Source organism: Tibeticola sediminis, from assembly GCF_003843835.1.
In the GTDB taxonomy this organism is placed as follows: domain Bacteria; phylum Pseudomonadota; class Gammaproteobacteria; order Burkholderiales; family Burkholderiaceae_C; genus Tibeticola; species Tibeticola sediminis.
Genome location: NZ_RKQL01000006.1, coordinates 54,881 through 75,099 on the forward strand (window position 1 = coordinate 54,881; position 20,219 = coordinate 75,099).

Here is a 20,219-nt window from a genome sequence, read left to right on the forward strand (position 1 = left end):
CGGAGGCAACCCCATGCAAACGACCGGAAAAATCACCCCCGAGAGCCTCATGACGCTCGAGGCCTACAGCAAGTGGCGCAAGACGCACAAGCCCGAGATCATGGCCCACCGCAAGCTGCGCACCGTGCATCTGGGCGAGCATCTGACGCTGCAGTTCGAGAGTGAGCTTTCGATGCGCTACCAAATTCAGGAAATGCTGCGCATCGAAAAAATCTTCGAGGAAGAGGGCATTGCGCAGGAAATCGAGGCCTACGCGCCGCTGGTGCCTGATGGCACCAACTGGAAGGCGACGATGATGCTCGAGTATCCCGACATCCACGAGCGGCGGCGTGAACTCGCGCGGCTCATCGGCATCGAGGATCGGGTGTTCGTCGAGGTCGAGGGTTACCCGCGCGTGTATGCCATTGCCGACGAGGATCTCGACCGCGAAACGCCCGACAAGACCAGCGCGGTGCACTTCCTGCGTTTCGAGCTGCCCCCTGCCCTGCGCGCGGCGGTCAAGGCGGGTGCCGCGGTGCGTGTGGGCTGCGACCACACGAACTATCCGGCCCATGCGCAGATCGCGCCGGAAACTCTGGCGTCGCTGGCCGGCGATTTGACGGTCGAGGCTTGAGATCGAGACCTGAGAGGCTGAGCGCAGAGCTCGCCCGACCCGCCCTGAGGCAGAATTCACCGCGCGGCGTCGCCGACGTCCGGTTTTTTGCTTCCTGCCATGTTGTTTTTGCTCTCTCCGGCCAAATCGCTCGACTTCGAGTCTCCGCTCCCGCCCGTTGCGGCCACGCTGCCACGGTTCACCGAGGACGCGGCCGAGCTCATTGCCCTGCTGCGCCAGCGTTCACCGCAGGAGGTGGCCGAATTGATGGATCTCTCCGACAAACTCGCCGCGCTCAATGTCGCGCGCTATGAGGCCTGGTCGCCCGAGGCCACGCCGGAGAACGCGCGGCCGGCGGTGCTTGCGTTCAACGGTGATGTTTACGAGGGACTGGCGGCGCGCACGCTTGCGCTCGAAGACTTGCAATGGGCGCAGGAGCATGTGTGCATCTTGAGCGGGCTTTACGGCGTGCTGCGCCCACTGGACCTGATGCAGCCCTACCGGCTGGAGATGGGCACGAAGCTGCCCAACCCGCGCGGCAAGGATCTCTACGATTTTTGGCGCGATCGCATCGCGGCTTACCTCAACGAGCGGCTTGCGGCAGACACCACGCCCGTGGTGGTCAACCTCGCTTCGCAGGAATACTTCAAGGCGGTGGACGCCAAGGCGCTCAAGGCGCGGGTGGTCGAGTGCGTGTTCGAGGACTGGAAGTCGGGTCAGTACAAGATCATCAGCTTCTTCGCCAAGCGCGCGCGCGGCCTGATGTGCCGCTGGGCCATCACGCACCGCGTCACGCTGCCGCGGCAGCTCGAGGGCTTCGACCTCGACGGCTATGGCTACGCGCCCGAGGCATCGACCCCCGACCGGTTGGTGTTCCGCCGCCGGGTGGCTGCATAAAGGGCGGAGGCATGGCGGCTTTCACCTCGGCGTCGACTTCCGCTTCGATCACGCCCGAACTGCGTCAGTGGATCATTGCGCAGGCCGAGGCTGGCTGCGAGCTGCCCGCGCTGCTGCAGGCCATGCGCGCCGCCGGTTGGGCCGAAGACGTGGCGGTGGCGGCTCTGGAGCAAACCTTGGCCGAGCACCTGCGCGACCAAGGTGTGGCCGTTGACACACTGATCGCCGAAGCCAGCCGCCCCGTGCCCGAGCCCGACCTCCGCGGCGAACCCACCTGGATCGACGCGGGCGACCGGCGCGTCGCGGTGCTCACGACCGTCGCCCTGCCGCGATTGGTGGTGTTCGGCGGCTTCCTGTCCGATGACGAATGTGAGCAACTCAAAGCCGAAGCCGCGCCCCGCCTCAAGCGCTCGATGACCGTGGACACGCGCACCGGCGGTGAAGAACTCAACGACGACCGCACCAGCGCGGGCATGTTCTTCACGCGCGGCGAAAGCCCGCTGATTGCGCGCATCGAAGCGCGCATTGCGCGGCTGCTGAATTGGCCCGTCGAGCACGGTGAGGGCATCCAGGTGCTGCGCTATTGCTCGGGCGCCGAATACAAGCCGCACTACGACTACTTCGACCCTGCCGCCCCCGGCACGGCGCGGCTGACCGAACACGGCGGGCAGCGCGTGGGCACGCTCGTGATGTACCTCGACGAGCCGCTGCGCGGCGGCGCCACCACCTTCCCCGACGCGGGCATTGCGGTCGCGCCGCGGCGGGGCAATGCCGTGTTCTTCAGCTACCCCATGCCCCACCCCGCCACGCGCACGCTGCACGGCGGCGCGCCCGTGCTTGAGGGTGAGAAGTGGATTGCGACCAAGTGGCTGCGTGAGCGGCCGTATTGAGTGGCCAAGGCGGCCTGCGGTCGCCACCGCGGCGTCTGGTGGGTATCTTTTTGAAGGTTTCTCGCCATATGCCGGCGTGAAATGGTCATTGAACCTAAATCTGGCAGTTGACCGCTGCTCGCGAAAAGCAAGGTGTTGATGTTTCAGCAATTTTCGGTGCGCAGGCCCTTCACCTTTTGGGTGAACGCTGCGCACCCGTTCGAGTCGCCCTCGGGCGCGGGGGCGGCGTTGCAAATCCTCGCCATGGCACCCGCCATGGCTGCGGTTTGCGCCTTGCCCGCGCGCCCGATGACGACCCGCCCAGGCGCGCCCAACTGCCGGATTTAGGTTGAATGCTATGAAAATAAAAGCAAACGGACTCGAGCTCGAAGTCGAGGACAGTGGCGCCGACGGCACGCAGGCCGAGCGGCCGGTGGTGCTGCTGATCTCGGGCCTGGGGCTGCAGCTCACCGACTGGCCGCCGGCGCTGGTGCAGGGCTTGCAGGACGCGGGCTTTCGGGTCGTGCGCTTCGACAACCGTGACGCGGGCTTGTCCACCCATCTCGACGCGTTGGGCGTGCCCAACCTGCTGTGGGTGGGGCTGCAGCATCGGCTGGGCCTCAAGCCGCGGCCGCCCTATACCCTCGAGGACATGGCGCGCGATGCCCTCGGCGTGCTCGATGCGCTGGGGATCGCGCGCGCGCACGTCGTCGGCATGAGCATGGGCGGCATGATTGCGCAGCGCGTGGCCTTGCTCGCCCCAGAGCGGGTGCTGAGCCTCACCAGCATCATGAGTTCGAGCGGCGCGCGCGGCCTGCCCGGGCCGGACTCGCGCATTCTCAAGTCGCTGTTGCAGCGCCCACCGAGCGGCTCGCCGCTCGACTTGGTCGAGCATTACCTGCGCATCTTCACCGCCATTGGCAGCCCCGACTTCCATGTCGACGAGGCGGAGCTGCGCGCGCGCATCCTCGCGAGCGTGCGCCGCAGCCACAGCCCAGCGGGCACGCTGCGGCAAATGGCGGCGGTGATTGGCGACGTGGACCGCGCCGAGCGGCTTGGCCGCATCCGTGCGCCGACGCTCGTGATCCACGGCAAGGCCGATCCGCTCGTGCCCTATGCCTGCGGCCTCGACACCGCGCGGCGCATTCCCGGCGCGCGGATGCTCGGCATCGAGGGCATGGGGCACGACCTGCCCAGCGGCGTGGTCGAGCGCGTGCTGCCCGCCCTGATCGAACACCTGCGCGCGGCCAGCCCCGAGCGCCCCGGCGCCACCGAAGGAGCCCATCCATGAACCCATCCCCATCGAAGCATCCGTCTGAGTCTTCCTCCCCGGCCGCGCAGGACTTGCGGCCCGAGCAGTCGCCGCTGGGCAAGCCGGCGCGCTACTGCGACCGCTACGACCCGAGCCTGCTGTTTCCGCTGCCGCGCGCGCCCAAGCGTGCCGAGATCGGCATCACCGGTGCGCCCCCCTTCGGCGGGGCCGACCTCTGGACCGCCTATGAAGTCTCCTGGCTCAACCCGCGCGGCAAGCCGCAGGTCGCCATCGCGCACATCACCGTGCCGGCCGAGAGCACCCACATCGTCGAGAGCAAGTCCTTCAAGCTCTACCTCAACAGCTACAACAACACCCGCTTCGACGATGCCGAGGCCGTGCGCACGCGCCTGCGCGAGGACTTGAGCGCGGCCGTCTGGCAGGGTGGACCGGTACGCGCGAGCGTGGGCGTACGCCTGCTCGGGCCGGAGGCGTTCGACGCGCAGCCCATTCATGAACTCGATGGCCTCAGCCTCGACCGCCTCGACGTCGAATGCACGCACGACACCCCCGCGCCCGAACTGCTGCGCGCCGCCTTCGACGAACAGCCCGTCGAAGAAACCCTGGTGAGCCATCTGCTCAAGAGCAACTGCCTCGTCACCGGCCAGCCCGACTGGGCGAGCGTGCAAATTCACTACAGCGGGCCGCAAATCGACCAAGAGGGCCTGCTGCGCTACCTCGTGAGCTTTCGCAACCACAACGAGTTTCACGAGCAATGCGTCGAGCGCATCTTCATGGACCTCTGGACCCGCTGTAAACCCGCCAAGCTCACCGTCTACGCCCGCTACACCCGTCGCGGCGGCCTCGACATCAACCCCTGGCGCAGCAGCCACCCCGCACCCTTGCCGGCCAACGTGCGCACGGCACGGCAGTAGGGCGAGAGGCCGCAACGCGATCTCGGTCGTTCAGGGCGGCTGCCCGGTCGGCCGCGTGAGCCATTGAACCTAAATCCGGCAGTTGACCGCGCCCGTGCGGGCCGCCCTCGGGCCCGGGGGCGGCTCGAACGGTTGCGCAGCGCTCACCCAAGCGGTGAACGGCCTCCGCACCGAAACTTGATGAAACATCAACACCTTGCTTTTCGCGAAAAGCGGTCAACTGCCGGATTTAGGTTGAATCGACGGCGCGGGCAACTTCAGCCTCAGCCTTGGTCCGCAAAGCGCGCGAGCGGCGCGAGGTCGGGGAAGTCGGGGCTGCGTTTTTGCTGCATCGCCATGATGGCTTCGCGCACGTTGGGCGAACTCCACACGGCCGACTGCAGCCAGCCCATCTGGCGCAAGCTGTCTTCCACCGAGTGGTCGCGCGCGTAGTGCAGCGCCTGCTTGCTGCCCCAGATCGCCACCGGCGGCTTGCTGGCGATTTCGGCGGCGCACTGCAGCGCCGCGTCCAGCATGGCGGCCTGCGTCTCGAACACTTCGTTGACCAGCCCGCAGGCCAGCGCGCGTTGTGCGCCCATACGCCGTCCGGTGTAGGCCATCTCTTTGGCGATGCCCAACGGGATCAGCTTGGGCAGCCGCTGCAGCGTGCCCACGTCGGCCACCATCCCGATGTTGATTTCTTGCACGCAGAAGAAGGCATCGGCCGTGCAGTAGCGAATGCACGCGGCCGTCACCATGTCCACCGCGCCGCCGATGCAGCCGCCCTGGATGGCGGCGATCACCGGAATGCGCAGCGTTTCGAGCTTGGTGAAGGTGGCCTGCATGTCTGAGAGCAAATCGAAAATCGCCGCGCGGCCCTCGGCCGTCCGCTCGTCGAGCGTGATGGCACCGCTGAAGGTTTCGAGCGCCATGCCCGCCGAGAAATGTTTGCCCGTGCTGCTGATGACCAGCACCCGCGCGGCCGGGCTCATGTGCAGCCAGGACAGCGCGGCGTCGAGCTCGCGCCAGAAGGTCGGGTGCATGGTGTTGAGCGCCTCGGGCCGGTTGAGCACCAAGTGGGCGACATGCTGCTCCACGCTGAGCGCAAAGCAGCTCAACACAGGAGGCGTGGCAGGGGTGGCGTTGGATGTCATGGTCGGTGTTTCCGGAGAAAAGCAAAGTTGAAACCGGCCCGGCACGGGCACGGAGTCGATCGTAAGCGCACCCGCCGCCCGGGATCAGAGCGGTGCGTCTAGCTCGCGTCACTGGCGCGGCGTGCGCCGTCGAATATCGGGCCTTGGGAGTCGCTTCAACGCAGCGTCCAGCCCAAGGCGCGCGCGATCATCATGGCTGCGACGATCAGGGTGAGCAGGCCAAACGCGCGGCGCAGATGTCCGGTGTGCAGACGCTTGGCCAGCACGCGACCGGCCAGCAGCGCCGCGACCGCGCCCGCCCCAAAAGGCAGCGCCACAGCCCAGGGCAGCGCGCCGCTGGCTGCGGCGGCAGCCACGCCGCTGGCCGAGACCAGGGCAATCACGGCGAGGGCGGTGGCCTGGATGCTGCGCAGGTCGAGGTTGCTCAGCTGCTGCAGCGCCGGGATGATGACGAAGCCGCCGCCAACGCCAAACAGCCCGCTGAGCAGGCCCGAAGCCAGTCCCGTCGCCGCGAGCGCGCGCGCGCAGCGCGGGGTCCAGCGCAGCCGGCCCTCAGCGGGGTTGAGTCGGCAGGGAATGTGGCCCTCGGTCTGCGCGGCCTCGGGAGGTGCCGGCCGCAGGCTGCGCCAGGAAACGAAAAGCAGCAGCGCGGCAAAGCCCAGCAGCATGGGCGTGGCGGGCAGGCGTGCTGCCAGCCACACGCCCAGCGGCGCCATGGCCATGCCGAACGCGCTCATGAAGCCGGCCGCCCGGTAGCGCACGATGCCTTCGCGCAGGCCCAGCGCCGCCGCCAGCGCCGCCGCCGTGCCTACCGCAATCAGCCCCGTGGGCGCCGCCTGCGCGAGCGGCAGATGCAGGCCAAACACCAGCAGCGGCACCGCCAGAATGCCACCGCCCGCCCCGGTGAGCGCCATCACCAGGCCCACCGCCGCGCCCAGGGCGAGGGTGGGGGCGAGGGCAAGGATGGCAGGGGCGAGGCTGGCGAAATCCATCAGAACAAGGAAGGTGTGATTGCTTCGGTCTTAGGAGCAGCATCGGACCGATTGACGCCGGGGTCCGGCCGAATTGTTTCAGAAATCCTGCCCGCGCCTGGCGCCGAGGTCGCCGTCAGCGGTTGCAGCGAGCCCACGCGCACGCCCAGCAGCCGAAAGCGCTGGGTGAGGTCCAGACGCTTGAGGCACAGGCCCGCCACCCGGCGGATGTGCGCCGCGTCGGCGGTGGCGTGCTCCAGCGTCGTTTCTCGGGTGACGCGGCGGAAGTCGGCATAGCGCAGCTTCACGCCGATGGTGCGGCCGGCATAACCCTTGCGCACGAGGTCTTCGGCCACCTGCTCGCACAGCCGCGTGAAGATCGCGCCCAGCGCCTCGCGGTCGCGCACGGCGTGCAGGTCGCGCTCGAAGGTGGTTTCGCGGCTGATGCTCACCGGCTCGCTCTCGGTCACGACGGGGCGGTCGTCGCGGCCCCAGGCGGCATCGAACAGCCAGGCGCCGTGGCTCGCGCCGAACTGCTCGACGAGCCAGGCCCGCTCGCACGCGGCCAATTGGCCGATCGTCTCGATGCCCAGCGCCGCAAGCCGAGCCGCAGTTTTTGGGCCCACGCCGTTGATCTTTCGGCAGGGCAGCGGCCAGATCAGCGTCTGCAGATCTTCGGGCTGCACGATGGCGATGCCATTGGGTTTGCGAAATTCGCTCGCCATCTTGGCCAGCAGCTTGTTCGGTGCGACGCCGATCGAGCAGGTCAGGCCCGTGGCGTCAAAGATGCTCTTTTGGATCAGCCGCGCCAGCACCCGCCCGCCCTCGCGCTGGCCACCGGGCACGTCGGTGAAGTCGATGTAGACCTCGTCGACGCCGCGGTCCTCCATCACCGGCGCAATCTCGGTGATGACCTGCTTGAAGCGCCGCGAGTAGCGCCGGTATTCGTCGAAATCCACCGGCAGCAGGATGGCGTCGGGGCACAGCCGGGCCGCCTTCATCAAGCCCATCGCCGAGCCCACGCCGAAGGCGCGCGCCGCATAGGTGGCGGTGGTGATGACGCCGCGGCCCGTGTATTCCTTGAGGCGCGGAAAGGCCGCCACCGGAATTTCTGAGAGCGGCAAGCCCGCATGTGCCTGCAGCAGCGCATCATCGGCGCGCCGCCGCGCCCCACCGATCACCACCGGCAGGCCCTTGAGCTGCGGGTAGCGCAGCAACTCCACGGAGGCGTAGAACGCATCCATGTCCAGGTGCGCGATGCGGCGGGGCAGGGCGGGCGGGCTCACACCCTGGAGCATAGGGCAAGGCTGTGGCACAGTGCGCGCGAGGCCGTGGCTTGCCTCGCAGAGGGAGGCGGCTCGAAGCGGCGCTCAAGGCCAGCGGTGCGTGCATCGAAGGCAGCGGGCAGGTGCTGTTGCGCGCCGCGGTGTCGTCGAGGCGCTGCTCTGCTGGCTGGGCTGGCGCTGCGGTACGCGCTTCCCATTCCATCCCGCAGCCGCTCGCGGGTCATCCAGGAGCTGGTTCAGCGTTGCCTCATCCCGCGCGCAGCGGCGTCGGGTAAGTCCCCGGCAGCAGCACGTCCAGGCCCACGGTGTCGATCTGGGTGTGGCCGCAGAAGGCCATGGTGAGGTCGAGTTCTTTGTGGATGATTTCGAGGCACTTGGTCACGCCGGCCTCACCCATGGCGCCGAGGCCGTAGAGGAAGGCGCGGCCGATGTAGGTGCCGCGGGCGCCGAGCGCGCGCGCCTTGAACACGTCCTGGCCGCTGCGGATGCCGCCGTCCATGTGCACCTCGATGTCTTTGCCGACCGCGTCGACGATGGTGGGCAGCGCCTCGATGCTCGACTGCGCGCCGTCGAGCTGGCGGCCGCCGTGGTTGGAGACGATGAGTGCATCCGCCCCTGACTGCACGGCCAAGCGGGCGTCCTCCACGTCCTGAATGCCCTTGAGGATCAGCTTGCCGCCCCAGCGCTTCTTGATCCATTCCACGTCGCCCCAGTTGAGCGCGGGGTCGAACTGCTCGGCCGTCCAGGCCGCGAGGTTGGCCATATCGGAGACGCCCTGCACATGGCCGACGATGTTGCCGAACTGGCGCCGCCTCGTGCCCGCCATGCCCAAGGCCCAGCGCGCTTTGGTGGCGATGTTGATCATGTTCTTGATCGTGAGCTTGGGCGGCGCGGACAGACCGTTTTTCAGATCTTTGTGGCGCTGGCCGAGGATCTGCAGGTCCAGCGTCAGCACCAGCGCGCCACAGTTCGCCGCCTTGGCGCGGTCGATGAGGCGTTCGATGAAGCCGCGGTCCTTCATCACATAGAGCTGAAACCAGAAACCCTCGCCCGCGTGCTGCGCCACGTCTTCGATCGAGCAGATGCTCATGGTCGAAAGCGTGAACGGCACGCCGAACTTGCGCGCGGCCCGCGCGGCGAGGATTTCGCCATCGGCATGCTGCATGCCGGTCAGGCCCGTGGGCGCCAGTGCCACCGGCATCGCCACCTTTTGCCCCACCATCGTGGTCGCCGTGGAGCGGTTCTCCATGTTGACGGCCACGCGCTGGCGCAGCTTGATTTTCTGGAAGTCGGCGCTGTTGGCGCGGTAGGTGCTTTCGGTCCAGGAGCCGGAGTCGGCATAGTCGTAGAACATGCGCGGCACGCGTTTTTGGGCCAGAACGCGCAGGTCTTCGACGTTGGTGATGATGGTCGGCATGGTGCTCCTCGTGTGTCTGGGTCGATGGCCCGAATGCTAGCCGCGCCCGCCCAGAGCCCCAACTGAAATTGGGCTCGCGCGTGTTGAAAAAAATGACGGACCGACTCTGGGGCCATGCTGCCCTCTCGGCCTCTCAGCCCCTCAGGGTCGCCGGTAGCTGATGCGCTGGCGCGCCCAGTGGCGCGCGTCGAGGCGGTCCAGCCGCACCTGGCCGCCGCTCGAGGGCGCGTGCACGAAGCGGTTGTCGCCCACGTAAATACCCGCGTGCGTTGGCGGGCCGCCATTGGCAAACAGCACCAGGTCACCCGCGCGCAGGTCTTCGGCTGGCACGGCTTGGCCCCAGCCATCGAGCGCGGCGACGGTGCGCGGCGGGCTGAGGCTGGCCGCGTTGCGGTAGACGTAGCCGATCAGGCCGCTGCAGTCGAAACCCCCTTCGGGCGTGTTGCCGCCGTAGCGGTACGGCGTGCCGACGAGGCCGAGCGCGGCGATCACCACTTGCTGCGCCTCGTGCTCGCTCAGGCGTGCGGACACGGGTACCGCGGGTGCGGGCTCTGGCGAGCGCACCGGCCGCGTGCCGCAGGCGGCGAGCAGCGCGGCCACGCCGAGCGCCGCGGCCGCTCGCAGCACACGACGGCGTGTGTCGGACTCGGGGGCGGCGGGCTCTCTTTGCGGCATGGTGCTTTCCGCCGTTTCAGGCAGTCGAAAAAGAATAGCAGAGGAACACCATTTCATGCCGGCATCGAGGGGTTTTTGATACGTGAAGGCGGTGAATCATCGTGCAAAGGCGTCGATCGCGAGGTCGATGAAGCTGCGCACCTTGGGCGTCAGGTAGCGCGCGCTTGCGAACACCGCATGGACGGGGGCCGAGGGCAAGGCCCAGTCCGTCATCACGGGCACCAGGCGGCCGGCTTCGACTTCGGTCTCGGCCAGCAGCTGGGGCAGCTGCGCGATGCCCAGGCCGTCGAGTGCGGCGTCGCGCACGGCGAGGCTGTTGTTCACGTTGAGGCGCGGCGTCGGATCGATGCGCTGGGTTTCGGCGCCACGGTGGAAGACCCAGACGCTGCGCAAGCGTGAGCCCGAGAAGCGAATGAGCGCGCGCTGCGCCAGGTCCTGCGGGTGACACGGTGGCTCGTGGCGCTGCAGATAAGTGGGCGCCGCGTACAGGCCGTAATGCAGTTCGCCCAGCTTGCGTGCGGCCAGTGTCGAGTCGGCCAATGGGCCCACGCGCACCGCCAGATCGAAGCCCTCGTGCACGATGTCGACCACCCGCCCGGTCATTTCGAGGTCCACGGCCACCGCGGGGTAGCGCCGCAAGTAGTCGCGCACCCAGCCGTTGACCGCCAGCAGGCCGAATTCGACGCCGCAGGTCAGGCGCAAGGTCCCTCGCGGCTCACCCTGCGCGTGCTGCACCGCGCGTCGCGCCTCGTCGGCTGCGCCCAGGATGCCGACCGCCCGTTCAAAAAACTCGCGCCCGACTTCAGTCAGTGAGAGCGAACGGGTCGTGCGTGCGAGCAGGCGCACGCCCAATTCGGCCTCGAGCTGGCTGACGACACGCGAGACCTGCGCTTTCTGGCTGCGCAACTGCTCGGCCGCCCTTGTAAAGCTGCCGGTCTGTACGACCTTGACGAAGGTTTCGAGGTGACTGAGTTCCATTGTTGTTGTTTGCGACAACAGAGATTCGCATTCTGAGCGATTTATCTGAATTCGGAAACGAAAGAGACTGCGTTCCGTTTCCTCTTCAACTTTCCGGGAGATCGCCATGAGCCTCAAAGACCCCAACGTCCTGAACCCCAACGCCAAGAAGCGCGTCGCCATCGTGATTGCCAACCCTGCTGTCTCGAGCACCACCGGCTGGCCGGTAGGCTTCTGGTGGAGCGAGTTGACCCACCCGTACCACGTGTTCACCGAGGCCGGTTACGAGGTCGAGCTGTTCAGCCCGAACGGCGGCGCGTGCGAAGCCGACGCGATGAGCGACCCGAACGACCCCAGCGGCTACAGCAAAGCCGATTTGATCAGCCAGGGTTTCATCCACACGCCGGAACTCAAGGCGCTGGTCGACCACACGAAGAAGGTGGCCGACGTCGACGTCGCCGCGTTCGACGCCATCGTGGTGGCTGGCGGCCAGGCGCCGATGTTTACCTTTGAGCACGCGACCGATCTGCATGCCAAGTTCGCCGAGTTCCATACCGCAAGCAAGGTCGCCGCAGCGCTGTGCCATGGCGTGGCGGTGCTGGCCTACGCCAAAGGGTCGGATGGCGAGCTGATCGCCAAGGGCAAGACCGTGACCGGATTTGCCAACTGCGAGGAGGACTACGCGGACAACGCCGTGTGGAGTTATGGATTGCTGCCGCGTGACAAACATGTGATGCCCTGGCGCATCGAGGACCGGCTCAAGGCCATCGGTGCCAACTATGTGCAGGCCGGCCTGTGGCGCAGCTTTGCGGTGCGCGACGGCAACCTGATCACCGGCCAGCAGAACTTTTCGGGCGAAGAGACCGCCCGGCTGGTCGTCGAAGCGCTGGGGCGTTGAACATGAGCAACATGCCCCGCGTTCTCGTTACCGGTGCCACCGGCAATATTGGCCGGGCCTTGGTCGCCCAACTGTTGCACGACGCCCCCGATTTCGAGGTCATCGCGGCTTCTCCGAAAGGGGAGCCCGTCGCACAGGCCTCAGGTCGTGCCTTGAACCTGCTCGAACCCGCATCGACCCGGTCCGCCATGCAAGGGGTGGATCGGCTGTTTCTGGTCACGCCGGCGCATCCCGACATGGAAACCATGACTCTGCATGCGGTCAACGCGGCGCGGTCTGAAGGTGTCCAACACATCGTCAGGGTCTCCGGCGCCGGTGCAGACCCGACGTCAGACATCGCCATTGCCCGCCTGCAAGGCCGCTGTGACCAGATCGTCATCGACTCGGGGCTCGCCTATACCTTGCTGCGTCCGAAGAACTTCATGCAGAACTTCACCAGCTTCCTGCGCGACATGATCCGCTCGGGCACGGTGTACTCGTCTCAAGGTGAGGGGCGCGTGCCCTTCATCGACGCACGGGACATTGCGGCTGTGGCCGCTCGGGTTCTGATGGCACCCGATGACCACGCCGGACGGGCTTACACCCTGACCGGGCCGCAGGCGCTCACCAACGCCGAGGCGCTGGCGGTCATCAGCCGCGAAATCGGGCGAACGGTGACGCTGGTGCCCATCAGCGAGGACCAGGCGATGGCTGGCATGCGCCAAGCGGGTATGCCCGAGCCCTTGGTGCAGGCGATGTCGAGCCTGAACCGCATCATCGCCGCTGGCTGGGTCGCCGAGGTCACTGACGATGTTCCGCGCCTGCTGGGCCGCCCCGCGACGGCATGGCCGGACTTCGTGGCCGAGCACCGCAGCGTCTGGCTCTGAGCACCCAATTCCAACTTCCCATCCACGTTCGACCCAGGAGAAAGACATGAGCATTTCCATCATCGGTGCCGGCAACGTTGGCATGGCGCTGGGCAGCGCTCTGACCCGGCGCGGAGAGTCGGTGGTCTTTGGCGTGCCGGATCCCGGCAAATATCGGGACGCAGTCTCCGCCTTGGGGGATCGCGCCCGCGTGACCACCACTGCGCAGGCGATAGACGCCAGCGATGTCGTGATCCTGGCCGTGCCCTATGCGGCACTGCCCGTCATCGCGCAAAGCGTGTCCGACTGGCAGGGCAAGATCCTGGTCGATGCCACCAATCCGTTGGCCCCGGGCTTGAACGGGCTGCTGGTCGGCACCACGACGTCGGGCGCCGAGGAACTCGCCAAACTGGCCAAGGGCGCGCGTGTGGTCAAGGCTTTCAACACCACCGGCGCTGAAAACATGGCGGATAGCCACTACCCGGACGGCGTGCCGATGATGCCGGTCTGCGGTGACGATGCCGACGCCCGCCAGCGTGTGATGGCGCTGGCCACGCTGATCGGTTTCGATGCCGTGGATCTGGGGCCGCTCATGGCCGCGCGCTACCTGGAGCCGTTTGCGATGACCTGGATCCATTTGGCGCTCAAGCAGGGATACGGTCGCCAGTTCGCCTTCGGCCTGTTGCGCCGTGGTTAAGGCAACGTTGAATCAGTTCCTGCGATGGCGCGTGCCCGGCTGCGGGATGGGATGCGAGGCGCAAACCGTAGCCATAGCCGCAGCTATGGCGAGGAATTGCAACGACGCAGACCGCCCGCCGCCGGGATGCGCGACGCGCGAGGGACTTGTTCAGCGTTGCCCTTGGGGCCTGACCTTCAGCCCAGCCGCTGGCGGTGGCGCTCGATCTGCGCGCGGACCTGCTCGGGTGCGGTGCCGCCGAGTGTGCGGCGGACGTCGAGCGACCCGCGCAGGCTGAGCACGTCGTACACATCGGGCCCGATCGCGGGGTGGAAGGCTTGCAGGACGGAGAGCGGCAGCTCGGAGAGGTCGCAGGCGTGGCTTTGCGCGGCTTTCACCGCGTGGGCGACGGTTTCATGCGCGTCGCGGAAGGGCAGGCCTTTCTTGACCAGGTAGTCGGCGAGGTCGGTGGCGGTGGCATAGCCCTTGCGCGCGGCTTCTTCCATGGCGACGGCATGGACCCGGATGCCGCCTTCCTTGCGGCCGGTCGCGGGGTTTAGCTGCCCACCGATCATCTCGGCAAAGATGCGCAGCGTGTCCTTGAGCGTGTCGACCGTGTCGAACAGTGGCTCTTTGTCTTCCTGGTTGTCTTTGTTGTAGGCGAGCGGCTGGCCTTTCATGAGCGTGATGAGGCCCATCAGATGGCCCACCACGCGGCCAGTCTTGCCGCGCGCGAGTTCGGGCACGTCGGGGTTTTTCTTCTGCGGCATGATGGAACTGCCGGTGGTGAAGCGGTCGGCGATCTGCACGAAGCCGAAGTTCTGGCTCATCCACAGGATCAGCTCTTCCGACAGGCGGCTGATGTGCACCATGCACAAAGACGCGGCGGCGGTGAACTCGATCGCGAAGTCGCGGTCGCTCACGCCGTCGAGGCTGTTTTGGCAGAGCTGAGGCTCGCCGCGCTCGTCGACCATGCCCAGGGTGCGGGCCACGCGCGCGCGATCGAGCGGGTAGGTGGTGCCGGCGAGTGCTGCGCTGCCCAGCGGCAGCCGGTTGGTGCGGCGGCGCGCGTCGGCCAGGCGCTCGGCGTCGCGGGCGAACATCTCCACATAGGCGAGCAGATGGTGCGCAAAGCTCACGGGCTGTGCGACCTGCAGGTGCGTGTAGCCCGGCATGATGGTGTCGACATGCTCGGCGGCGACGTCGACCAGTGCGCGCTGCAGTTCTTCGAGCAAGGCGCCAATCGCGTCGATTTCATCGCGCAGCCATAGCCGCACGTCGGTCGCCACTTGGTCGTTGCGGCTGCGGCCGGTGTGTAGCCGCTTGCCCGCGTCGCCGACGAGCTGCGTCAGGCGCGCCTCGATATTGAGGTGTACGTCTTCGAGGTCGAGCTTCCACTCGAACGCGCCGCTCTCGATTTCGGAGCGGATTTGCGCCATTCCACGCTGGATATCGGCCCAATCGGCGGCTGAAATGATGCCTTGCGCGGCGAGCATCTCGGCATGTGCGAGGCTGCCGGCGATGTCCGCGCGCCATAGGCGCTGGTCGAAGAACACGCTCGCGGTGTAGCGTTTGACGAGATCGCTCATCGGCTCGGAGAACAGCGCCGACCAGGCCTGGGACTTCTTGTCGAATTGGTTTTGTGACATGCGTGGAATCGCGGGATAGGAGCGGGGAGGGACCGATGCGGGCCGGCGGGTGATGGCCGGGCCGCCACGTGCAGGCGGCTCGACGCGGTGGCGGCGCGCGGGGATGTCGCCAATAATTGCCAGCCACACGAGCCGAATCCGGATGAGCGAAGCGCAAATTCTATCGACCCCTAGGGCAATGCTGAATAAGTTCCTGCGATGGCGCGCGCCCGGCCGCGGGATGGGATGCGAGGCGCAAACCGCAGCCATAGCCCAAGCTATGGCGAGGATTTGCAACGACGCAGACCGCCCGCAGCCGGGATGCGCGGCGCGCGAGGGACTTGTTCAGCGTTGCCCTAGCCCTCGGGCCACGCATGCAGCAGGCCCAGGCCGAGCGAGCAACGGCGGCCCACTGGTCTTCGACGCTTGCCGCACCGGCGTGGTGCTGCGTGCCGTGCTGGCCGTCGAGGCGTGGACGGCGGTGATGGTGATGTTCGAGTCGCGCGACCTCATGGGCTGGCTCTGGCGCTTCTCGATGGCCACGGGGGCGGTCTTGCCCGCGACGCTGGCTTGGTTGATCGTGGCCTGCATGCTCAAGCGACCTTTGGCGCGGTTGACATTACCAGGGCAGTACCTGGCGGGCGCGGCTTTGGGCGCGCTCATGGGCCTCTACGGATGCGGCTTGCTCGCCTTGGCTGGGTTTGCAACGTCCGTGCCGTGGTTGGCCAGTGCGCTCGCTGGCGCGATGATGGCCGCGCAGCTCGTCGCCGCGCTGGTTTGGCGCGCGCGGGCTCGTTCGCCCGCGGACGTGCAGGCGCGGTTGGTTGAACTACAGGCACGCATCCGGCCGCACTTTCTGTTCAACACGCTCAACACCGCCATCGCGCTCGTGCGCGACGAGCCGGCGCGGGCCGAGGCCGTGCTCGAAGACCTGGCCGAGTTGTTCCGGCTGGGCTTGCAGTCGCCCGAGGGCGCGGTTCCGCTGGCGCGCGAGCTGGAACTGGCGCGCCGCTACCTCGAAATCGAGCAGGTGCGCTTTGGGCGTCGCTTGCAGATTCGCTGGTCGCTCGACCCTGCGGCCGAAGGCGCGGCGCTGCCGCCGCTGCTGCTGCAGCCCTTGATCGAAAACGCGGTGCGGCATGGGGTCGAGCCCAGCCCCACGGGCGCCGAGATCGAGTTGCGCACCGAGCGCCGGGGTGGGCGGGTCGTCATCACCCTCGTCAACAGCTTGCCGGGGGGCGCGGGCGCAGCGGGCAACGGCATCGCGCTCGAAAACGTGCGCTCGCGCTTGGCGCTGCTGCATGATGTCGAGGTGGGCTTCGATGCGGGCCTGGTCGACGGGCGCTACCGCGTGCGCATCGAAATCCCAGCAGAGCCCATGGCCACGGGAGGCCCCCATGGCTGAAGGCATCGAGGCAGCATCGGCACCGTTGCAGGTTTTGCTGGTGGACGACGAGGACTTGGCCCGCGCGCGGCTGCGCCGGCTGGTGGAGGCTTGCCCCGACCCGGCGGCCCAAGTCGCCGCCGAAGCCGCAGACGGGGCTACCGCAGCCGCTTTACTCGCGCAGCGGCGTTTTGACTGCGTGCTGCTCGACATCCACATGCCCGGAACCGACGGACTCGCGCTCGCGCGCCAGTGGCGCGAGGCGGGCAGTGCGCCCGCCGTGATTTTCGTCACCGCCTACAGTGAACATGCGCTCGATGCCTTCGACGTCGAAGCGCTCGACTACCTCACCAAGCCCGTTCGCGCGGAGCGGCTGTCGATGGCGCTGCGCAAGGTGCGATCGCGCCAGCCTGCGCCCCCTCAGTCGTCCGAGCGGCGCGCGCCGGCGCCCGCAGCGCAAGCCTTGCTGGTGCACGAGCGGGGCCGGGTCGAGCGTGTGCCGATCCACGAAGTCCTTTACGTCAAGGCCGAACTCAAATATTTGACCTTGCGCACCGCGCAGCGCAGCTACATCGCGGAGGGCAGCCTCAGCGAGCTCGAACAACACCACGGCGACTACTTCCTGCGGGTGCACCGAAACGCTTTGGTGGCTCGCCATGCCTTGCGTGCGCTCGAGCGCGCGCCTGACGCCGAATGGGACGAGCTCTGGTGGGTGCGGCTCGACGGCCTGGAGGAGCGCCTGCAGGTCTCGCGTCGACAACTCGGCGGCGTCCGCGAGGCCCTCGAAGCGGTCGCAAAAGTGCAAAAACAATAGCTAAAGAGCACCGTTTCGCGCTGGGATCCGGGCAATTTCTCTCGAAAATGCTGCGGTTCAGTTCAGTCGACCCGAGCCCCCGTCATGCGCACGATGCGCTCGTATTTCGCGCGTTCGGCTTGCATGAAGGCCCCAAAGGCTTGCGGCGTGCTCGGCACCGGCTCGGCCATCAGGCGTGCAAAGCGCTGGCGCACCTGCGCGTCGTTGAGCGCAGCGACGAAGGCGGTGTTGAGCTGCGCGATGCGCTCGGGCGGGGTGCCCGCGGGGGCGACCAGCCCCCACCAGGTATCGATCGCAAAGCCTGGCAGGGTCTCGGCCAGAGCGGGAACGTCGGGCAGCAGGGGGGCTGCGCTGCGCCGTCGTGACCGCCAGTGCCCGGATCTTGCCTGCGCTCAGGTTGGGCGCGGCGGTGGCGAGGTTGTCGAAGTTGAAGTCGACCTGGCCCGACAGCAACGCCAGTTGCGCCGGCGCACCGCCGTTGTAGGGGATGTGGACCACGAAAATCTTGGCCTCGCGCTTGAACCATTCCCCGGCCAGGTGCCCGGCGCTGCCGTTGCCGCCGCTGCCGTAGTTCAGCTCGCCCGGGCGGGAGCGGGCATAGGCGACCAGGTCGCTGACGCTGCGGATGCGCAGCCGCTCGGCCGTCGCCGCATTCATGACCAGCACATTGGGCACGCGCACCATTTGCGTGATGGGGGCGAAGTCGCGCGCGGCGTCGAAGGGCATTTTCGCGAACAGCCAAGGGTTGATGGCATGGGTCGCCACCGCCGCAATCCCGATGGTGTAGCCGTCGGGCGCTGCTTTGGCCACCGCATCGGCGCCGATGTTGCCACCCGCGCCGGGCCGGTTTTCGATGACCACCGGCCCGAGTGAGCCTTTGACCTGCTCGGCCAGCACCCGCGCCGTGGTGTCGATCGGCCCACCGGGCGCATAGGGAACGATGAGGCGCAGGGGTTTGCCGCTGTCGGCCGCGGACCAGGGCAGGACGCTCAATCCGAGGGACGCGCAGGCGGCTTTCTGGAGCAGGCATCGACGTTTCATACCGAGATTCTCACCCCGACGCGCTGGCGGCGCATCGCAACAATCCCTTACCCGGCTTTACGTTCTTGGGGTCATCGGCAACGCCTCGGTTGGCGTTGCTGGGGTGTGGTCGGACAGGCGCTTGGTCGCCGTCGATTCACGATCCAACACTCTGATTTATTGGAAGGAGCCCACGATGAACCAACTTCTGCGGACGCTGTTCTTGACCGCCACCTTCGCAGCAGCCGGCAGCACCATTGCGCAACCGGCGACGCCTCGGGTGGACCAGCGTGAAGCCCATCAGCAACAGCGCATGGCCCAAGGCGTGGCTTCGGGCCAGCTGACGCCGCGCGAAACGCAGCGCCTCGAGGCGGAGCAAGCCCGCATCGAGCGGACGGAAACCCGCGCCAAGGCCGACGGCGTGGTCACCCCGGCAGAGCGCCGTCACCTCGCCCACGAGCAAAACCGCGCCAGCCGCCACATCGCCAAGCAAAAGCACGACCGCCAACGTCGGCACTGATAGAGTCCAGCAGCACGCCCAGGCTCAGGCCGGTTTCGCTCTGCAGCGGCACCCACTTCACGGAGAGGCCGCGCACTTGGGCGGTGTCTGCGGGGTGGTTTGTCCGATCGCGCTCGGAGGCGGCCGATAGGCCCAGTTCCACCTTGGGCAGGGGCGCAAAGCCAAAGGCCAGCTCCTCGCTGCGGGCCAGCGCATCCCAGGTGTGGCGAGCCTCGATCTTGAAGCCACCGGCGTCCAACGTCCCGGCGTCGTCGGTGAGCATGGGGCTCTCGGCGTGGCTGGCGAGGGCCCAACTGACACCCAGCACGGCTGCAGCCGCGTGCCGCCACGGGCGGGCCCGATGGTGGATGCGCGCGGCAGCCATGACTTACGCAGCCGCCTTGTCCGCCTCGGTGGTGAAGGCGTCGGCGAAGAATTCCTGTTCGGGCAGACCCGCGGCCAGGTAGTCGCGGCGGGCCGACTCGATGACGATGGGCGCGCCGCAGGCATAGACCTGGTGGCCGCTGAGGTCCGGCGTGTCTTCGAGCACGGCACGGTGCACGAAGCCGGTGCGCCCCGTCCAGGCGTCTTCGGGCTGCGCGTCCGACACCACCGGCACGTAACGCAGCCAAGGCGTGGTCGGCAGTTGCGCGCGCACCCAGGCGTCCAGGTACAGGTCGGCCGGGCGACGGCCGCCCCAATATAGGGTTGCGGGACGGGTGTTGCCGATGAATTGCAGATGTTCGATCAATGCTTTGATTGGGGCGAAGCCCGTGCCCGATGCGAGCAGCACCATGGGCCGGTCAGATTCCTCGCGCAGGTAAAAGCTGCCCTGCGGTCCTTCGACGCGCAGAATTTCGCGCTCTTTCATCGCGCCGAACACATGGTCGGTGAACTTGCCCCCGGGCATGTGCCGGATGTGAAACTCGGCGACCGGCACGGGCGTGCTCGACCCTTCGAGGGTGCGCATCAGCGTGTGGGGTGCGTTGGCCATGCTGTAACTGCGACGCGTGCCGTCGCGCAGCAGGATGTCGAGGTACTGGCCCGCGAGGTAGGTGAAGGCATCGCCCGCCGGCAGCTGCAGTTCGAGGCGCATGACGTCGCTGGCGAGCCGCTCGAGCCGGACGACGCGCGCGGGCATTTTCTTGATCGGGGGAAGTCCTTCGGCCGTGACCTGCCGGGACTCGATCACGACGTCGCTTTGCGCAACCGCGCAGCAGGTCAACACATAGCCCTGTGCCTCCTCCGCGGCGGACAAGGCCTTCTCTTGATGCGGGCCGTGCACCACGCGCCCGTCGAGCAGCTTGCATTTGCAAGAGCCACAGGCCCCGTCCTTGCAACCATAGGGAAGGCCCACGCCGTGGTGCAGCGCGGCCGAGAGGATGGTTTCGGCCTCGCGCGCCTCGAACGAGCGCCCGCTGGGCTCAACGGTGATGGTGTAAGGCATGTTTGGGTATCCTTCGAGTGCAAC

At 67.4% G+C, this 20,219-nt stretch carries 20 protein-coding genes and 1 pseudogene; 12 read left to right on the plus strand and 9 right to left on the minus strand.

Features of this window, described 5'->3' with window-relative positions; all coding sequences use genetic code 11:
* The first annotated feature begins 13 nt into the window (after positions 1–13).
* The 6 genes from EDC62_RS11485 (at position 14) to queF (ending at position 4,545) form a co-directional block, all read left to right on the plus strand.
* Positions 14–613 (plus strand): DUF3501 family protein, encoded by a 600-nt coding sequence (locus tag EDC62_RS11485; protein ID WP_124223901.1) that lies wholly within the window; start codon positions 14–16, stop codon positions 611–613.
* 99 nt (positions 614–712) lie between these two features.
* On the plus strand, positions 713–1,489 hold the full coding sequence (yaaA, locus tag EDC62_RS11490; protein WP_124223903.1) for a peroxide stress protein YaaA: 777 nt from the start codon (positions 713–715) through the stop codon (positions 1,487–1,489).
* Positions 1,490–1,500: 11 nt separating this feature from the next.
* Positions 1,501–2,379, plus strand: coding sequence for a 2OG-Fe(II) oxygenase (locus EDC62_RS11495; RefSeq protein ID WP_124223905.1), 879 nt, complete (start codon positions 1,501–1,503; stop codon positions 2,377–2,379).
* A 138-nt stretch (positions 2,380–2,517) separates the two neighbouring features.
* On the plus strand, positions 2,518–2,706 hold the full coding sequence (locus EDC62_RS11500) for a hypothetical protein (protein ID WP_124223907.1): 189 nt from the start codon (positions 2,518–2,520) through the stop codon (positions 2,704–2,706).
* Between the two features lie 10 nt (positions 2,707–2,716).
* A complete protein-coding gene (locus EDC62_RS11505; RefSeq protein WP_124223910.1) occupies positions 2,717–3,649 on the plus strand; it encodes an alpha/beta fold hydrolase in 933 nt (310 codons plus the stop codon).
* Positions 3,646–4,545, plus strand: a complete 900-nt coding sequence (queF, locus tag EDC62_RS11510) for an NADPH-dependent 7-cyano-7-deazaguanine reductase QueF (protein ID WP_124223912.1) — start codon at positions 3,646–3,648, stop codon at positions 4,543–4,545. Before EDC62_RS11505 ends, queF begins: the two co-directional genes overlap by 4 nt.
* Positions 4,546–4,808: 263 nt before the next feature.
* Here queF and EDC62_RS11515 read toward each other — a convergent pair whose 3' ends face one another.
* The 6 genes from EDC62_RS11515 to EDC62_RS11540 all read right to left on the minus strand — a co-directional run bounded on the left by EDC62_RS11515 (position 4,809) and on the right by EDC62_RS11540 (position 11,005).
* The gene (locus EDC62_RS11515; protein ID WP_124223914.1) at positions 4,809–5,678 is read right to left on the minus strand and encodes an enoyl-CoA hydratase-related protein; all 870 of its coding nucleotides are present in this window, start codon (positions 5,676–5,678) and stop codon (positions 4,809–4,811) included.
* A 155-nt stretch (positions 5,679–5,833) separates the two neighbouring features.
* Positions 5,834–6,670 (minus strand): sulfite exporter TauE/SafE family protein, encoded by an 837-nt coding sequence (locus tag EDC62_RS11520; RefSeq protein WP_124223917.1) that lies wholly within the window; start codon positions 6,668–6,670, stop codon positions 5,834–5,836.
* Complete coding sequence (dinB, locus tag EDC62_RS11525) at positions 6,670–7,947, minus strand: DNA polymerase IV (protein WP_124223919.1); 1,278 nt, start codon at positions 7,945–7,947, stop codon at positions 6,670–6,672. The genes EDC62_RS11520 and dinB overlap by 1 nt, the downstream gene beginning before the upstream one ends.
* A gap of 235 nt (positions 7,948–8,182) precedes the next feature.
* Positions 8,183–9,352, minus strand: coding sequence for an alpha-hydroxy acid oxidase (locus EDC62_RS11530; RefSeq protein WP_124223921.1), 1,170 nt, complete (start codon positions 9,350–9,352; stop codon positions 8,183–8,185).
* A gap of 141 nt (positions 9,353–9,493) precedes the next feature.
* A complete protein-coding gene (locus tag EDC62_RS11535; protein WP_124223923.1) occupies positions 9,494–10,027 on the minus strand; it encodes a C40 family peptidase in 534 nt (177 codons plus the stop codon).
* A 96-nt stretch (positions 10,028–10,123) separates the two neighbouring features.
* Positions 10,124–11,005, minus strand: coding sequence for a LysR family transcriptional regulator (locus EDC62_RS11540; protein WP_124223925.1), 882 nt, complete (start codon positions 11,003–11,005; stop codon positions 10,124–10,126).
* Positions 11,006–11,111: 106 nt separating this feature from the next.
* Between EDC62_RS11540 and EDC62_RS11545 the strand changes: the two genes are divergently transcribed.
* From EDC62_RS11545 to EDC62_RS11555, 3 genes are read left to right on the plus strand one after another with little or no spacing between them, the layout of a single operon-like run.
* A complete protein-coding gene (locus EDC62_RS11545; protein WP_124223927.1) occupies positions 11,112–11,882 on the plus strand; it encodes a type 1 glutamine amidotransferase domain-containing protein in 771 nt (256 codons plus the stop codon).
* A gap of 2 nt (positions 11,883–11,884) precedes the next feature.
* Complete coding sequence (locus EDC62_RS11550) at positions 11,885–12,748, plus strand: SDR family oxidoreductase (RefSeq protein WP_124223929.1); 864 nt, start codon at positions 11,885–11,887, stop codon at positions 12,746–12,748.
* Positions 12,672–13,424, plus strand: coding sequence for an NADPH-dependent F420 reductase (locus tag EDC62_RS11555; protein WP_124223931.1), 753 nt, complete (start codon positions 12,672–12,674; stop codon positions 13,422–13,424). The genes EDC62_RS11550 and EDC62_RS11555 overlap by 77 nt, the downstream gene beginning before the upstream one ends.
* Positions 13,425–13,600: 176 nt before the next feature.
* Here EDC62_RS11555 and argH read toward each other — a convergent pair whose 3' ends face one another.
* Complete coding sequence (argH, locus tag EDC62_RS11560) at positions 13,601–15,052, minus strand: argininosuccinate lyase (protein WP_124223933.1); 1,452 nt, start codon at positions 15,050–15,052, stop codon at positions 13,601–13,603.
* 418 nt (positions 15,053–15,470) lie between these two features.
* On the opposite strand from argH, the gene EDC62_RS11565 reads away from it, so the two are divergent.
* Together EDC62_RS11565 and EDC62_RS11570 are read left to right on the plus strand one after the other, a co-directional pair.
* Positions 15,471–16,436 carry a sensor histidine kinase gene (locus tag EDC62_RS11565; protein ID WP_425469995.1) on the plus strand — a complete coding sequence of 322 codons (966 nt, stop codon included), beginning with the start codon at positions 15,471–15,473 and terminating at the stop codon, positions 16,434–16,436.
* Positions 16,429–17,229, plus strand: coding sequence for a LytR/AlgR family response regulator transcription factor (locus EDC62_RS11570; protein ID WP_124223937.1), 801 nt, complete (start codon positions 16,429–16,431; stop codon positions 17,227–17,229). Before EDC62_RS11565 ends, EDC62_RS11570 begins: the two co-directional genes overlap by 8 nt.
* 62 nt (positions 17,230–17,291) lie before the next feature.
* Here EDC62_RS11570 and EDC62_RS11575 read toward each other — a convergent pair.
* Positions 17,292–18,270: pseudogene (locus tag EDC62_RS11575) on the minus strand (Bug family tripartite tricarboxylate transporter substrate binding protein).
* 175 nt (positions 18,271–18,445) lie between these two features.
* On the opposite strand from EDC62_RS11575, the gene EDC62_RS11580 reads away from it, so the two are divergent.
* The gene (locus tag EDC62_RS11580) at positions 18,446–18,769 is read left to right on the plus strand and encodes a hypothetical protein (RefSeq protein ID WP_124223939.1); all 324 of its coding nucleotides are present in this window, start codon (positions 18,446–18,448) and stop codon (positions 18,767–18,769) included.
* A gap of 367 nt (positions 18,770–19,136) precedes the next feature.
* Here the strand turns inward: EDC62_RS11580 and EDC62_RS11585 are convergent, their stop codons facing one another.
* Complete coding sequence (locus EDC62_RS11585) at positions 19,137–20,195, minus strand: CDP-6-deoxy-delta-3,4-glucoseen reductase (protein ID WP_124223941.1); 1,059 nt, start codon at positions 20,193–20,195, stop codon at positions 19,137–19,139.
* Positions 20,196–20,219 lie beyond the last annotated feature (24 nt).